Origin of the sequence: Streptomyces sp. SA15 (assembly GCF_002291145.1) — a bacterium.
Taxonomy (GTDB): Bacteria; Actinomycetota; Actinomycetes; order Streptomycetales; family Streptomycetaceae; genus Streptomyces.
The window spans coordinates 16,126-31,058 of record NZ_NTGE01000158.1 but is presented as its reverse complement, the minus strand read 5'-3'; the positions used below and the strand labels follow the sequence as shown (position 1 = coordinate 31,058).

The following is a 14,933-nucleotide window of genomic DNA, read 5'->3' as shown; positions in this document are numbered from 1 at the left end:
TGCGGGCAGATCCCGGCGATCACGTTTCGGCGGTTTCGGTGGGCATGGCGGGCCGCCGGTTCGGGCTGAGGGTGAAGCAGAGCGCCGCGCTGATGACCAGGATCGCCACCACGGTGAAGGTGCAGACGGCGATGGCCGTGGCGTGACCGCTGCCCTCCACCGTGCCGTAGTAGATCGTGCCGAGGCCCGCGACACCCACCGCGGCGCCGAACTGCTGACTGGTGGTCCAGACGCCGGAGGCCGAACCGGCGTGCTCGACGGGCACCGTGGAGAGGAACAGCGTGGTGAGCGGCGGCATGACGAACGTCGTGCCCACGCCCAGGGCGAAGAGGCCGGGCACCAGCGACCAGCTGCCGATGCTGTCGCCCTCCGCGCCCTGCTCGGCGAGCAGGATGCCGAGCGCGCCCACGGCGCCCACCAGGCAGCCCGTCAGCACCAGCAGACGGCCGAACCGGGCGGTGAGCCGGCCCACGAACCCGGCCGTGACCAGGCCACCCGCAGGGAGCGCGATGCTGACCATACCGGCGCCCATCGCGGAGTACTCCTTGCCTTCCTGCAGCCACAGCACGATCACCAGCAGGAACCCGCTGAGCGCCGCGAAGGCCAGCAACTGCACGGCCAGTGCCCCGGCGACGGTCCGCTGCTGGAACAGCTCGACCGGCAGCAGGGCACCGGCCCGCTTCTCAGGAGTGCGGTGCTCAGCGAACGCCAGGCCCACCACCAGCGCGAAGCCCGCGACCAGGCAGACCCAGATCCAGACGGGCCACCCGTAGCTGCGGCCCTCCAGCAGCGGGAACACCAGCGCGGCCAGGCCGAGGGTGAGCACTCCGGCCGCTGCCAGGCGGGGCCGGGCGCCGCCTTCCACCCGGCTCTCCGGCACCAGCCAGGCCGCCAGGGCGGCCAGCACCACGGCGACCGGCACCGAGATCAGGAAGATCATGCGCCATCCCGTGCCCGCGATATCCGCATCGATCAGCACACCCCCGAGCAGCAGACCTCCGGCCTGCGCGGTCCCGGCGACGAGGCCGAAGACGCCGAAGACCGTGCCCCGCTCCCGGCCCTGGAACATGGTGAACAGGAGGCTCATCACCTGCGGTGCGAGCGCGGCGGCCGCCAGCCCCTGCGCGGCGCGCGCGGCGATCAGCATGCCGGGGGTGTCCGCGAGTCCGCTCCACACGCCGGTCACGGCGAAGGCGACGACTCCCAGCAGGAAGACGCGCTTGCGCCCCCACAGGTCACCCACCCGGGCAAAGGTGATCAGTGCGGCGGCGAAGGCCAGCAGATAGGCCGCCGCGATCCATTCCACCTGGGTGGGCGTGGCGTCCAGGTCACGCTGAATCGACGGTAAGGCAACGCTCACGATCGATACGTTCAGCAGGTCGAGCATGAAGGCCAGGGTCAGTACGACCATAGCCGCCCACCGGCGGGGATACGGTGCATCCGCTTCAGGTGGTGCACCTGTCGTGGCTTCAGTCTCTATGGTCACATGCGCTCCCGGCTTGGCCGTTGCGGCGTCTTGGTGGGTCATGATCCAGTGCGGACCGATCGGTCCCATGAGTGCGGACCGATCGGTCCGATAGCTGTACCTGGATAATGAGGGGCGCATGTGAGCCATGTCAACCGGAGCATCTGGCCGTCCAGCGACACGCGACAGTGCCGCCGGCAATGGATCGGACCGCGAGCACGCTATGGTGACGGCCCGTCGGGGCAGGCCCCGGCAAGCCCCGCCCATCGACCGCCCCGGGCTCAGCTCGCGCCGCTGCGGCTCACCGTCGCGGCCGTTTCGCTGCGGACGACATCCTGGGCGAGCTGGACGGCAATCGCCGCACTCTCTTCCCCGCTGACCCCGGACGCATTGATGTAGAGACCGTTGATGATCAGCAAGATGCGGTCGGCGAGGCGCTCCGGGGCGGGGGCCGAGGTCTGCCGTGCGAGCTCGCAGAGCTGCTCGCGGACCGCGCTGAAGTGCTCCAGTGCGACCTGGTGGGCCGGGTGGTCGCGATCGGGGAACTCGGCGTAGGTGTTCCGCAGAGGGCAACCCCGGGTTCCGGGCACGTTCACCCCCACGATGCGGACCAGTTCGACCAGCTGCTCCTGCGGCGCCGTCACGGTCGCGCGAGCGGCTTCCAGCGTGATGTCCCAACTGCGGGCCGCCCGCTGGAGGTAGGCCACCACCAGCTCGTCCTTGCTGTCGAACTCGCGATAGAGCAGGTTCTTCCCGCAGCCCGCCGCATCGATGATCCGCTGCATGCCGACGGCGTGCACGCCGTACCGGTCGAACAAGTCGGCTGCGGCGTCCAGTATGCGGTCCCGCGCGGAGGAAACTGGCGTTCGAACCATACCGCCACGCTACCAGACCGATCGGTCCCCCCTGACATACCGGCACCCAGTATTTCCACTGGTCACTGCCGGATTCCGAGCAGACTCGAGTGACGGTACGTCAGGGGCGGTATCGCGGAGTCCGCCGCGGGTACGTCACCGCCGAGCGCACCGAAGGGTCACCCCCGGGCGCACATCGCGCGCATGCGGCCCAGCTCCAGCACCTCGCCGATCCGCTCAGCGGCCTCTGTCGCCATCGCGCTGTCGTACCGCTGGAACATCTCCCGTAATCTGGACAGCCGTACGCGCGCCCGCTTGCGAGAGCACGCGTTCCGCCCAGCCAACCGCATCGGCCACGGCCACGGCTGCGCCGTCGAGCTCGCCGTACGCGATCCGGGCCTCCGCCAAGGACGCGCCGTGGAGCAGCAGATTGCGCGGCTGTGAGCCACTGAGCATGCTGATCCCGCGCTCCAGGTGACACTCCGCGCGCCGTGGACGCCCCCATCTCCACCAGGGCCCGGCCCGCGTCGGCCACGATCACGCCGGGAGTGAGCCAGTACCCCCAGGACGGGGCGTGCAACGCCCCGGAGGCGCGGCCGAGTTCGGCGGCCTCTTCCAGCGCTCGCCGACAGCCTGTCTCGTCACCGACGGCTGCGTACGCCCTGGCCTGTCGCGTCGCCAGCAGCGCCTGACCCATGCCCCACATCTCCTCCGTCACCCCTCGGCGTGCGACACGGATGAGGCGCAGCGCCTTCATCCCCTGCCCCTCCCAGGTCGCGCGGTAACTCATGCACGAGATGACGTACGCGGCCAGCGGACGGTCGCCCGCCGCCCGCGCGGCCTTCAGGGCGAGGCCGTAGCACGCCCAGCCGACCCTGCGTGGCCAGCCTGTTCACCCAATGGCGATCGTGCAGCGCCCCCTGAGCCACCAGCCCGGCACCCTCGTCGTCAGTCCTCCACCAGCCAGTCCACCGAGGCCATCACTGGGTCCGGGTCTGCCCCTCGCAGTTCCGGGAACTGGGGGAGACACCACTGCGACGTGGGAGGGCACTCGGCAGGGTTTCCCGCGCGGGCCACAGCTCCTCGGCGGTGACCGGTTCCCCCAGCTGATCGGAGAGTATCTTCGTCACCACGGCGGGGATGCCCCGCCTGGGTCGGGCTCCCCTGAGCCAGTTGTACGGCGCCTTGCTGCTGATCGTCCCGGCGCCGGACCTTCTGTTGATCTCGCGGGCCAGCCGCTCGGGCGACCACTCGAGACGGGCTAAGCACCCTGCCAAAGACATGTCGTTCCCCACCCACACCTCTTAATCTCGCTCCGTGCGGCCCCAGTTCGCGTCCTGAAGCGCTCGTGCGAGCTGGTCGGCGCCGACCTGCTGCCCAACGCGTCAGCAATGAGCGCCGCCTGCTTCAACGTCGCCCGCGTCCTCGGCCCGGCCTTCGCCGGTCTGCTCATCGCAGGCTTCGGCACTGGTGCCGTCATGGCGCTGAACGCCGGGAGCTATCTGGCCGTCGTGGTCGGCCTGCGGATGATGCGCCCCTCCGAACTACGGCGCGTCACGCGGGACGGCCGGGCCCGGGTCACGGACGGGCTGCGCCACCTCGCATCACGCCCGGACCTCGTCGTGCCCTTGGCGATGGTGTTCATCGGCCTGTTCGGCCTGAACTTCCAGCTCACGCTGCCGCTGCTGGCCAAGACGGTCTTCCATGCGGACGCCACGTCGTTCGGTCTGCTCACCACCGCGTTCGCGGCCGGCTCCCTCCTCGCCGCCCTGGCCGACACGGCCCGCCGGGGGCGCCCGTCCGGTCGTACGGTGACCGGGGCCGCGCTCGCGTTCGGTGCGCTCGAGACGGCGGCGGGCTGGGCTCCGACCTACGCGGCCGCGACCGCTCTGCCAGCGGGGACGGGGTTCGCGTCGATCTACTTCGCACAGGCCGCCAACCACCGGATCCAGCTGGGTAGTGACCCGCGGTACCGGGGCCGGGTGCTCGCCGTGTACACCCTGATCCTGCAGGGGTCCACGCCCCTGGGCGCCCTCCTGATCGGCTGGCTCACCGCACACTTGGGGGCCCGGAGCCCCCTGTACCTGGGCGGCCTGGTCTCGGTGGCCGCGACGCTCGGCGTCCTGCTCGTCGACCGCGTTTGCACCCGCCTGCGAACGGCACGGCCGCGTTCAGCACCGCCGATGGAAAGTTTCTCGAACAGCGCGGAGGCACAGTGACGGGTTCGGAGCGGCAACCGGTGGGCCGACCCGTCGCAGGTTCGGATCCTGCCGTCCCGGCTTGTGAAACACGCAGGTCAGAGGCCGATTCGGAGAGATCCGAGGCCGCCGTTCGGCTACGGCTTCCCTGACGGACGTCAGCCCGCCGCCGGCACATCGGCCCGCAGGCGGGCACCCTGCCGTAGCAGTTCCTGCTGGACGAGGGCGTGCGGTATCTCCCGCGGGGCGCGTCCCACGCGTACGGCCAGGGCCGCGCACGCGCCTGCCGCCTGGCCGGTCGCCATCGCGATGGGCATGACCCGGTAGGAGGAGTGCGCCACGTGCGTACCCGAGATGCAGCGGCCGGCCACCAGCAGCCGGTCGGTCTCGCGCGGCAGCAGACAGCGCAGCGGGATGTCGTAGAAGCGGCCCGTGGGCACCCGCTTGAGGACGGTGCCGGAGCCGCGCGGGTTGTGGATGTCGACCGGGTAGGCGCCGTGCGCGATCACGTCCGGGAAGGCGCTCGCGGCCAGGATGTCGTGTCCGGTGAGCCGGTAGTCGCCGAGCACGCGACGGGTTTCGCGTACGCCGATGTGGCTGCCGCTCTGCACGACGTACGCCTCCTCGAAGCCCGGTACGTGCGTGCGCAGGAAGTGGTCGATCTGCGCCAGCTGGCGGCGGGCCGTGTACTCGGCGCGGGTGAGGTCCCAGACGTCCGTGCCGAGCGCCCTGGTCACCCGCGTGCTGTTCACGCTGAGCTCGCGCGGGTGCGGGGTGCCGAAGAACAGCACGTCCTCGCGCGGCAGCTTCAGCTCGCCGTCCGCCGTGGCCTGCCGTACGAGATCCCACAGGCCGTGCACGCCGCGCCACTGGTCGGGATGCGCCCGCACGTACTCGGCGAACCGCGGCTGGGCGAAGTCCGCGACGCGGAACATCAGCGTCATCGGCTGCACCAGCCCGTCCTCCGGCCGGCCGATCTCGTACGGCGCCCCGCACGCGGCGGCGACATCGCCGTCCCCCGTGCCGTCCACCACCACGTCGGCGTCGATCACCACCGGACCGGACTTGGTCTCGAACACCACCCGCCAGCCGTCGTCGAGCGGCAGCGCGCCCGAAGCGAAGGCGTGGCACAGCATCCGGACCCCCGCCTCGTCCAGCAGGTCGAGCAGGACCAGCTTGAAGATCTCCGGGTCGAACGGCACCGTGTAGCCGGTCTCCAGGGAGGGCGGGACACAGCCGCCGCGTTCCGCGAGCCGGTCCAGCAGCCGCCACAGCACGCCGGCGACGACCGGCTCGCCCTCGCCGTGGTCGGTGGGCAGCAGCCGGGTGTCCTCGCCGGACTCGGTGAACGCGGCCTGCCGGTGCTCGTTGTGGAACGACATCAGCGGCATCACCAGGGCGACGGTGGCGTTGCCGCCGAGGAAGCCGTACCGCTCGACGAGGACGACATCGGCCCCGGCGTCGGCCGCGGCCACCGCCGCGGCGCATCCGGCGGGCCCGCCGCCGACCACGAGGACGTCGGTCCGGCCACCGTGCCGGGCGGCCCGCGGGGGCAGCATGACTGTACGGGGCTCTCGGGGTTTGTCGAGGATCGGCATCCTGGTTCGTCTCCCGGAGGCTCGTCTCGGGCTTCGTCACAGACTTGGTCTCAGGCCGGCTTCGCTCGTGGGCCTCACGCGCTGAGCGGGCGGGCCTCCGGCGCGGTGTCAGGATCCGGGCTGCCCCCGATGCCGTCGAGGAGCATGCCGCACCGGGCGCAGGTCTCCCCGGCGAGCCCGCACAGCTCGCGCACCCGGGACCGCAGGTCCGCGCGACGCTGCGGATACTCGTCCCAGAGCCGGTCCACCTCGGCCAGCAGCAGCCCGGCCTGTTCCCGCGCCACCCCCACCAGGGCGGGTGCGCCGATGCGGCGGGCGAAGTCGAAGACCTTGCCGGAGTAGGGCAGCGGAAGGACGGGCAGGCCGGAGAGCGCCGCGAAGATCACGAAGTGCAGACGCATGCCTACGGCCAGATCCAGATGGCGCATAAAACCGAGGAGCTGTCCCGGACTGTAGGCGCCGTGCAGGATCCGTCCCCGGTCCGGTGCGGTCATGTGGGACAGCACGGCGTGCGCGTGCCGCACGTCGTGGCGTTCCATCGGCAGGAACACCACATGCGCGTCGAGGCGGCGGACGAGGAAGTCCGCGACGTCGGCGAGCAGCGCGTGGTAGTCGCCCTCGTCCAGCTTCTCGGCCGCCCGGCCCGGCTCCCGCACCGACATGCCCACCAGCCGGCGATCGGTGGGCAAGCCCTCGTTGCGCATCATCCGGTCGGTGAACGGCTCCGGCTCCAGCAGCAGCGCCGGATCGGCGGTGACCACGATCTCGCGCTCGACGCCGACCTCCTCCAGGACGAGCCGGGACTCCTCGTCCCGCACCACGACGTCGTCCATCTCCGCCAGCACATCGCGCACGGCCTCCCGGTCCTCCGGCTCCCGCAGCGGGCCGGCGCCGACGGCATAGGCGAAGGTGCGGACGCCGCGTTCCTGCGCGGCGCGCACCAGCCGCAGATAGCGGCGCGCCTCGCCGTCGTAGAGGATGCCGCCGCCGCCCAGCACGAGCACGTCCAGGGAGGCCAGCGTGTCGTGCACCCGGTTGCGGCTGACGCCCTCCCAGTCGACCACCTCGTCGGCCTCACGGACGTGGGCGCGGGTGTGCTCGGCGTCGCGGCTGAGGACGACCAGCCGGGCCTGCGGACGGTGGGCGCGCAGACAGCCGAGGACGGAGGTCAGGATCGACTCGTCACCGATGTTGAAGCCGCCGTACGAACCGAGCACGCCGATGCGCGGACCCGGGCCGGCGGGGCGCGGATGCGGTGGGGCAGATGTCATCCGTGAGCTCCCGTCACGTGGGGTCTCATCCCTCAGTAGACCCATGCCGAACAATCATTCGCAATTCAGGGTGCGATGTTCAGGGCAGCGGTGTCCCGCCCGTCGCGTTGACGATCTCCGCGGTGATGTAGGACGCCTCCTGAGAGGCGAGGAACACATAGGCGGGTGCCATCTCGGCGGGCTGCGCCGGGCGGCCCAGAGGCGACTGCTTGCCGAACTTCACCGTGTCCGGCATCGTCGCCGGGATCAGCGGCGTCCACACCGGACCCGGCGCGACCGCGTTGACGCGGATGCCCCGGTCGGCCAGCATCCGGGCCAGCCCCTGCGTGAAGGTGACGATGGCCCCCTTGGTCATCGCGTAGTCCAGCAGGTGGGGACTGGGCTGGTAGGCCTGCACCGACGTGGAGTTGATGATGCTGCCGCCCTCGGGCATGTGCTCCAAGGCGAACTTCGACAGCCAGAACATGCCGTACAGGTTGGTGCGCAGCACACGGTCGAACTGCTCGGTGGAGATGGCCTCGATGCCGTCGGGCTGCGACATCTGGTACGCCGCGTTGTTCACCAGCACGTCGATACGGCCGAACTCCCGGGCGGCCTGGTCCACCAGGGCGCGGCAGTTGGCCTCCTCGCGGATGTCGCAGGCGACCGGCACGGCGCGCCGGCCCGCGTCCTCCACCCACCGGGCCGTCTCCCGGGCCTCGTCCTTCTCCTCGTCCAGGTACGTGAAGAGCACGTCGGCGCCCTCGCGGGCGAACGCCAGGGCCACCGCGCGGCCGATTCCGGAGTCCCCGCCGGTGATCACGGTCTTGCGGCCCTCCAGGCGTCCGCTGCCCCGGTAGGACTCCTCGCCGTGGTCCGGGGGCGGGTCCATGGGGCCGGTCCAGCCGGGATGCGGCTGGTCCTGGGCCGGGAACTCGGGGCGCGGGTGGCGTTCGGCGGGGTGCTGTGGTGCGGTCACGGCTCTGCTCCCTCTGCGTCGCGGTCCCATCGTGCGCGCGGGCCACGTGGCGCACGGTTCGTTCTTCGTGGCCCCGGGTACCCGTGGTTCCGGGTACGAGGCTTCGGCGCAGAAGGAAGAACAAAGAAGGAATAGGAAGACGGAAAGGAAGAACGACGGGGGAAGAAGATCGAAGAAGACGGGGGACGGAGGAACACGAACATGTCTCCCCAGGCACGGCCCCCCGAGACGGCCCCCCGAGAGGACCGTCGTGGGCCCGCCCGCACCGCGCGGCTGCGCAGCCGGATCCCCGAGCCCGACGAGGAGCCCGACCTGCTCGGCCAGTACCTGACGCAGATCGCGGCCACGCCCCTGCTGACCGCCGAGGACGAGGTCCACCTCGCCCAGCGCCTGGAGGCCGGCGTGCACGCCCTGGAGGAACTGGAGCAGGCCGACGCCCAAGAGCGCGAGCTGTCGTCGGGGCGGCGCCGGGAGCTGGAGGCGACGGCCCGGGACGGACTGGCGGCCAAGGACCACATGGTCCGGGCCAACCTGCGGCTCGTGGTGGCGATGGCCAAGCGGCACGCCCACCGCGGACTGCCCCTCCTCGACGTCATCCAGGAGGGCAACCTGGGCCTGATCCGGGCCGTGGAGAAGTTCGACCACACCAAGGGGTTCAAGTTCTCCACGTACGCCACCTGGTGGATCCGTCAGGCCATCGAGCGTGGCCTCGCGGCGCACGCGCGGTCCGTGCGGCTGCCGATGCACGTGGTGGAACGGCTGCAGAAGCTGGCCAAGGTCGAACGGCGCCTCCAAATGACCCTGGACCGCCGGCCCACCGCCGAGGAGGTCGCCGAGGACAGCGGCATGGCCGTCGAGAAGGTCATCTGGCTGCGCCGTGTCGGACGGCAGGCGATCAGCCTGGACACCCCGGTGGACGACACCGGCGAGACGGTCGTGGGCGACCTGATCCCCGACACGGAGGTGCTTCAGGCCCCGGAGGTCGCCGAATACCGGGCACTCGCCGAGGAGTTGAGGCAGGCCGTCGGCACCCTGCCACCCCGCGAGGCCATGATCCTCAGTCTCCGCTACGGCCTGCACGACGGCCGGTCGCGCACGCTCCAGGAGGTGGCGCAGCATGTCGGCCTGACCCGGGAGCGCGTACGCCAGCTGGAGAAGGAGTCCCTCACCCGGCTACGGGCGTCCGGGACCGGGGAACGTCTGCTGGAGTGGGCGAGCTGACACCTCGGGATGGTAGATAGCGGTCATGACCAACTCGCTCATCACCCCTCGCACGGCAGGTGCCCGATGACCGCCGGCATCGACACCCCCGACCGCCGCGGCCGCACCGGACTCGACCGCACCGGCCTGGAGCTGACCCGCAACCCCCGGGTCAAGGTCCGGGACGTGAAACTCCTGTCCAGCCACTGGTACGTCGAGCGCGCCACCACCTTCGACCTCCAGCACGCCGACGGCACATGGAGCACCCAGCAGCGCGAGACCCACGACCGCGGCAACGGGGCCACCATGCTGCTGTACGACGCCGAACGCGAAACCGTGCTGCTCACCCGCCAGTTCCGCTTCCCCGTGTACGTCAACGGCCATCCCGACGGGATGCTGATCGAGACACCGGGCGGCCTGCTCGACGACGAGGACGAGCATCCGGAGATCGCCGTACGGCGCGAGGTCGTCGAGGAGACCGGGCACACCATCGGTGAGGTCCGGCACGTCTTCGACGTCTATATGAGCCCGGGCTCCGTCACCGAACGCGTCAGCTTCTACGCCGCCGCCTACGGCCCCTCGACCCACACCCACGAAGGGGGCGGCCTGGACGAGGAGGGCGAGGACATCGAGATCCTGGAGCTGCCCTTCCGCCGGGCCCTGGAGATGATCCGCACCGGGGAGATCGCCGACGCCAAGACGATCATGCTGCTCCAGTGGGCGGCACTGGAAGGGCCGTTCGCCCGTGGGACGTGAAGTCCCTTGACTTGAAGAGCACTCCAGCATGAAGACTCCCGTTCGTGCCCCGACCGCGGGCACGAACGGGAGGATCATCATGAAGTACCGCACCATCGGCAGCGACCCGAAGAACCGCCGCGAGGTCAGCGTGCTCGCGCTCGGCGCGATGCTGTTCGGCTCCCGGACGGACGAGGAGACCTCCTTCGCCGTGCTCGACCGGTACGTCGAGGCCGGCGGGAACTTCATCGACACGTCCGACAACTACGCCTTCTGGATCGACGGCGGCCAGGGCGGGCAGAGCGAGGAACTCCTCGGACGCTGGCGCAGGAGCCGCGGCATCGGCGACGAGATCGTCATCGCCACCAAGCTCGGCGCCCGCCCCCTGGCCCCCGGCACCAGCTACGTCGACAATCCGGAGGGCCTGTCCGCGAAGGTGATCCGGGAGTCGGCCGAACGCAGCCGGGAACGGCTCGGGGTCGACAAGCTGGACCTGCTGTACGCGCACATCGAGGACCACACCGCCCCCCTGCGCGAAACAGTCGAGGGCTTCGCCGAACTCGTCGCCGAGGGCACGGTCGGCCTGCTCGGCGTCAGCAACCACGCCGTCTGGCGGGTGGAGCGGGCCCGCGCCCTCGCGGCCGCCGCCGGGCTGCCCGGCTACGAGGTGCTCCAGTACGAGCACAGCTATCTCCGGCCCCGGACCGACGTGCCCGGCGAGATCTTCCCCGACGGCAGCCTGGGCGCCGCAGGGCCGGAACTGCTCGGCTACCTGCGGGCCGAGCCCGCCCTGACCCTGGTCGCCTACTCGCCGCTGCTGAAGGGCACGTACGCGCACCCCGACCGACCGCTGCTGCCCGGCTACGACCACCCGGGCACCCCGCCCCGCCTCGCTGCCCTGCGCGAGGTGGCGCGCGAGACCGGCGCGACCGTCAACCAGGTCGTCCTGGCCTGGCAGATCGGCGGCGAGCTGCCGGTCGTCCCGCTGGCCGGAGCCTCGTCGGTGGCGCAACTGGAGGAGAACCTGGCGGCGGTGGACCTGGAGCTGACCGCTGAGCAGCGGGCCCGGCTCGACGGTGCGCACTGAACGCGCCGCTCGTACGCCGCCGCAGTACGCTCCAGACGGAGCCGAAGGAGAGTGGATCCATGACCACTTTGCCCACCGAGCGATCCGTCCGGAGCACGCCCGAAGGCCTCCTGTGGGAGCCCAGCGAACGCTGGGTGCGCGGGTACAAGGGCGAGGTCGCCGTCGTCGACAGCCGGCATCCGGTCCTCGTCTGGGAGCCCGACCTGCCCGTTCCGCAGTACGCCTTCCCGAGCGGGGAGGTCCGCACGGACCTCCTCCGCCCGGCCAAGAACCCGCCGACGGGCGCCCACACCGGATCGCAGGTCTTCTACGACCTTGAAGTGGACGGGGAGCTGCGGGAGAACGCGGCCTGGACGTTCCCCGCCGCCGACCTCGCCGACCACATCGCCTTCGAGTGGTTCCGGCGCCGGGACACCGGTCTCGACCGCTGGTACGAGGAGGAGGAAGAGATCTTCATCCACCCGCGCGACCCGCACAAACGGGTCGACGCGCTGCCCAGCAGCCGCCACGTGCGGGTCGAGGTCGCCGGCACGGTCGTCGCGGACACCCGCAGGCCGGTGCTGCTCTTCGAGACCAGCCTGCCGACGCGGTACTACATCCCCCGCGAGGACGTCCGCCTCGACCTGTTCGAGCCCACCGACCACCGCACGGGCTGCCCCTACAAGGGCACCGCCCAGTACTGGACCTGGCGTGGCGAGGAGGACGTACCCCGGAACATCGTCTGGAGCTACCCGGACCCGCTGCCCCCGGTGGCCGCCGTGAAGGGGCTGCTCGCCTTCTACAACGAGGCCGTGGACATCACTGTGGACGGCGCGCGCCTCGAGCGGCCGGTCACGCCGTTCACCGCGAGCCTCAAGGCCTGACCAGCAGCTGGAAGTCGAAGGTGTAGCGGGCCGCGCGGTAGATGTGCGTCCCGTACTCGACCGGGCGGCCCGTGTCGTCGTACGCCGTGCGCTGCATGGTCAGCAGCGCCGCACCCTTGGGCTCGTCGAGGAGGTCCGCCTCCTCGGCGGTGGCGCCGCGGGCGCCGATGGTCTGGCGGGCGCTGTGCAGGGTGATGCCGGCGGAGCGCAGCATCCGGTACAGGCCGGTCGACTCCAGCCTCGCGGTGTCGAGGGCGAGCAGGGTCGCGGGCAGGTGGTTGCAGAGGAAGGCCACGGGCTGGCCGTGCGTGGAGCGCAGCCGCTCCAGGACCGTGACCTCGCCGCCCTCCGCGATCCCGAGGGCGGCCGCGACATCGGCGGTCGCCGGGACGACCTCGTTGCGCACGACCCGGGTGGCCGGTCCCTGCCCGGCCGCCTCCAGGTCGTCGTAGAGACTGCTGAGCTCCAGGGGGCGCTTGACCTGACTGTGCACCACCTGCGTGCCGACCCCGCGCCGCCGGACCAGGAGCCCCTTGTCGACCAGGGACTGGATGGCCTGGCGGACCGTCGGCCGGGACAGCCCGAGGCGTACGGAGAGGTCGATTTCGTTGCCCAGGAGGTTGCCGGGGGCGAGGACACCGTGCTCGATCGCCGCCTCCAGTTGCTGGGCGAGCTGGTAGTACAGCGGGACCGGGCTGGCGCGGTCCAGGGCGAAGTCCAGAGAGCTGAGCGCGGGGGCGGTCACGGAACGCGAGTGGTTGCCGGTCTTCGCCATGGACGTACCTCCCTCAAAGGGTCGGGGGCGGGCTGCGGACGCGGGGGTGTCACAGGTGGCGGCGGCGGGTGGCGGCCTCGCGTTCGTAGGTCTGGCGGGCGCCGGCCGCGGCCTCGCGGGACGCCACCTCGGCCACCGGCACGTCCCACCAGGCCTCGGCCGGGGGAGCGGTCGGTGTCGGGTCCGTCTCGACGTAGACGCAGGTCGGCCGGTCCGAGGCACGGGCCGTGGCCAGTGCCTCGCGCAGCTCCCGGACGGTCTTGGCGCGCAGCACGTCCATGCCGAGGCTGGCCGCGTTGGCGGCGAGGTCGACCGGGAGCGGGGCGCCGGTGAAGGTGCCGTCGGCGGCCCGGTGGCGGTAGGCGGTGCCGAAGCGCTCGCCGCCGACCGTCTCGGACAGGCCGCCGATGGAGGCGTAGCCGTGGTTCTGGATCAGGACCATGTTGACCGGCAGTCCCTCCTGGACGGCCGTGACGATCTCCGTCGGCATCATCAGGTACGTGCCGTCGCCCACCAGGGCCCACACCGGCGTGTCGGGCGCGGCCTGCTGGACGCCGATCGCGGCCGGGATCTCGTAGCCCATGCAGGAGTAGCCGTACTCCAGGTGGTACTGGCGCGGGCCGCGGGCCCGCCACAGCTTGTGCAGGTCGCCGGGGAGCGAGCCGGCCGCGTTGATCACCACGTCGTCGTCGCCCACGACCGCGTCCAGCGCGCCGAGCAGCTGCGTCTGGGTCGGTACGGCGCTGTCGTCGTCCGCACGGTAGACGGCCTCGACGATCTGCTCCCAGCGCTCCTTGCCGGCGCGGTACTCGGTCTCGTACGGGGAGTCCACGCGGTGGCCTTCGAGGGCCCTGGCGAGCGCCTCCAGGCCCGCCCTGGCGTCGCAGACCAGGGTGCGGGCCGCCAGCTTGTGGGCGTCGAAGGCGGTGATGTTGAGGTTGAGGAAGCGGACGTCCGGGTGCTGGAAGAGCGTGCCGGAGGCGGTGGTGAAGTCGGTGTACCGCGTCCCCACCCCGATGATCAGGTCGGCGGTGCGGGCGAGGTCGTCGCTCGCCGCCGTGCCGGTGTGGCCGATGCCGCCGAGGTCGGCGGGGTGGTCGTGGCGCAGGGAGCCCTTGCCCGCCTGGGTGGAGGCGACCGGGATGCCGGTGGCGTCCACGAGCGCCTTCAGGGCCTCCTCGGCCTCGCTGTGGTGGATGCCGCCGCCCGCGACGATCAGGGGGCGGGAAGCGGCCCGGATCGCCTGTACCGCCGCCGCCAGCTCGACCGGGTCGGGCGCGGGGCGCCGTACGTGCCATACCCGCTCGGCGAAGAACTCCTCCGGCCAGTCGAAGGCCTCCGCCTGCACGTCCTGCGGCAGCGCGAGGGTGACGGCGCCGGTCTCGGCCGGGTCGGCGAGGACGCGCATGGCTTGGAGTGCCGACGGGATCAGCGCCTCGGGGCGGGTGACGCGGTCGAAGTATCTGGAGACCGGGCGCAGGGTGTCGTTGACCGACACATCCGCCTCGGTCGGGTGCTCGAGCTGCTGGAGCAGCGGGTCGGCGGGGCGTGTGGCGAAGTAGTCGCCCGGCAGGAGGAGGACCGGCAGCCGGTTGATCGTCGCCAGGGCCGCGCCGGTGACCAGGTTCGTCGCACCCGGGCCGATCGAGGTGGTGACCGCCTGCGCGGACAGGCGGTTGAGCTGGCGGGCGTACCCCACCGCCGCGTGCACCATCGCCTGCTCGTTGCGGCCCTGGTGGTACGGCATCGCGTCCTCGCCCGCTTCGAGGAGCGCCTGCCCGACTCCCGCCACATTGCCGTGGCCGAAGATCCCCCAGGTACCGGCGATCAGCCGGCGCCGTACGCCGTCCCGCTCGGTGTACTGGGCGGACAGGAACCGCACCAGCGCCTGGGCGACAGTCAGGCGGATGCTGGTCGGGTGGCTCATCG

13 protein-coding genes are annotated in these 14,933 nt (G+C 71.5%); 6 read left to right on the top strand and 7 right to left on the bottom strand.

The annotated features are described in order from the left end of the window. Positions 1-19: 19 nt before the first annotated feature. Positions 20-1,411, bottom strand: a complete 1,392-nt coding sequence (locus CLM62_RS35070; protein ID WP_179382366.1) for an MFS transporter — start codon at positions 1,409-1,411, stop codon at positions 20-22. Between the two features lie 335 nt (positions 1,412-1,746). Continuing rightward, positions 1,747-2,340, bottom strand: coding sequence for a TetR/AcrR family transcriptional regulator (locus CLM62_RS35065; RefSeq protein WP_095753925.1), 594 nt, complete (start codon positions 2,338-2,340; stop codon positions 1,747-1,749). Positions 2,341-2,523: 183 nt separating this feature from the next. Here CLM62_RS35065 and CLM62_RS49525 point away from each other — a divergent pair, with 183 nt between their 5' ends. After that, positions 2,524-2,763, top strand: coding sequence for a hypothetical protein (locus tag CLM62_RS49525; RefSeq protein WP_143659201.1), 240 nt, complete (start codon positions 2,524-2,526; stop codon positions 2,761-2,763). 947 nt (positions 2,764-3,710) lie between these two features. Continuing rightward, positions 3,711-4,538, top strand: coding sequence for an MFS transporter (locus CLM62_RS35055; RefSeq protein ID WP_095753924.1), 828 nt, complete (start codon positions 3,711-3,713; stop codon positions 4,536-4,538). A 137-nt stretch (positions 4,539-4,675) separates the two neighbouring features. Here the strand turns inward: CLM62_RS35055 and CLM62_RS35050 are convergent, their stop codons facing one another. From CLM62_RS35050 to CLM62_RS35040, 3 genes are all read right to left on the bottom strand, one after another. Continuing rightward, a complete protein-coding gene (locus CLM62_RS35050; protein WP_095753923.1) occupies positions 4,676-6,115 on the bottom strand; it encodes an FAD-dependent oxidoreductase in 1,440 nt (479 codons plus the stop codon). A 74-nt stretch (positions 6,116-6,189) separates the two neighbouring features. Beyond that, positions 6,190-7,386 (bottom strand): polysaccharide pyruvyl transferase family protein, encoded by a 1,197-nt coding sequence (locus CLM62_RS35045; protein WP_095753922.1) that lies wholly within the window; start codon positions 7,384-7,386, stop codon positions 6,190-6,192. Positions 7,387-7,465: 79 nt separating this feature from the next. Continuing rightward, entirely contained in the window at positions 7,466-8,374 is a 909-nt protein-coding gene (locus tag CLM62_RS35040; RefSeq protein WP_179382365.1) for an SDR family oxidoreductase, read from the bottom strand. Between the two features lie 171 nt (positions 8,375-8,545). On the opposite strand from CLM62_RS35040, the gene CLM62_RS35035 reads away from it, so the two are divergent. From CLM62_RS35035 to CLM62_RS35020, 4 genes are all read left to right on the top strand, one after another. Further along, positions 8,546-9,565 (top strand): RNA polymerase sigma factor RpoD/SigA, encoded by a 1,020-nt coding sequence (locus CLM62_RS35035; protein ID WP_095753920.1) that lies wholly within the window; start codon positions 8,546-8,548, stop codon positions 9,563-9,565. A gap of 66 nt (positions 9,566-9,631) precedes the next feature. Beyond that, a complete protein-coding gene (locus CLM62_RS35030) occupies positions 9,632-10,300 on the top strand; it encodes an NUDIX domain-containing protein (protein ID WP_095753919.1) in 669 nt (222 codons plus the stop codon). Between the two features lie 79 nt (positions 10,301-10,379). Next, positions 10,380-11,366 (top strand): aldo/keto reductase, encoded by a 987-nt coding sequence (locus CLM62_RS35025; protein ID WP_095753918.1) that lies wholly within the window; start codon positions 10,380-10,382, stop codon positions 11,364-11,366. A gap of 59 nt (positions 11,367-11,425) precedes the next feature. Further along, the gene (locus CLM62_RS35020; protein ID WP_095753917.1) at positions 11,426-12,229 is read left to right on the top strand and encodes a DUF427 domain-containing protein; all 804 of its coding nucleotides are present in this window, start codon (positions 11,426-11,428) and stop codon (positions 12,227-12,229) included. Here the strand turns inward: CLM62_RS35020 and CLM62_RS35015 are convergent. Together CLM62_RS35015 and iolD are read right to left on the bottom strand one after the other, a co-directional pair. Continuing rightward, positions 12,219-13,004, bottom strand: coding sequence for a GntR family transcriptional regulator (locus CLM62_RS35015; RefSeq protein ID WP_095753916.1), 786 nt, complete (start codon positions 13,002-13,004; stop codon positions 12,219-12,221). The two genes, CLM62_RS35020 and CLM62_RS35015, sit on opposite strands and share 11 nt — an antisense overlap. Before the next feature lie 49 nt (positions 13,005-13,053). Next, on the bottom strand, positions 13,054-14,931 hold the full coding sequence (gene iolD / locus CLM62_RS35010; RefSeq protein WP_095753915.1) for a 3D-(3,5/4)-trihydroxycyclohexane-1,2-dione acylhydrolase (decyclizing): 1,878 nt from the start codon (positions 14,929-14,931) through the stop codon (positions 13,054-13,056). Positions 14,932-14,933: the final 2 nt, after the last annotated feature.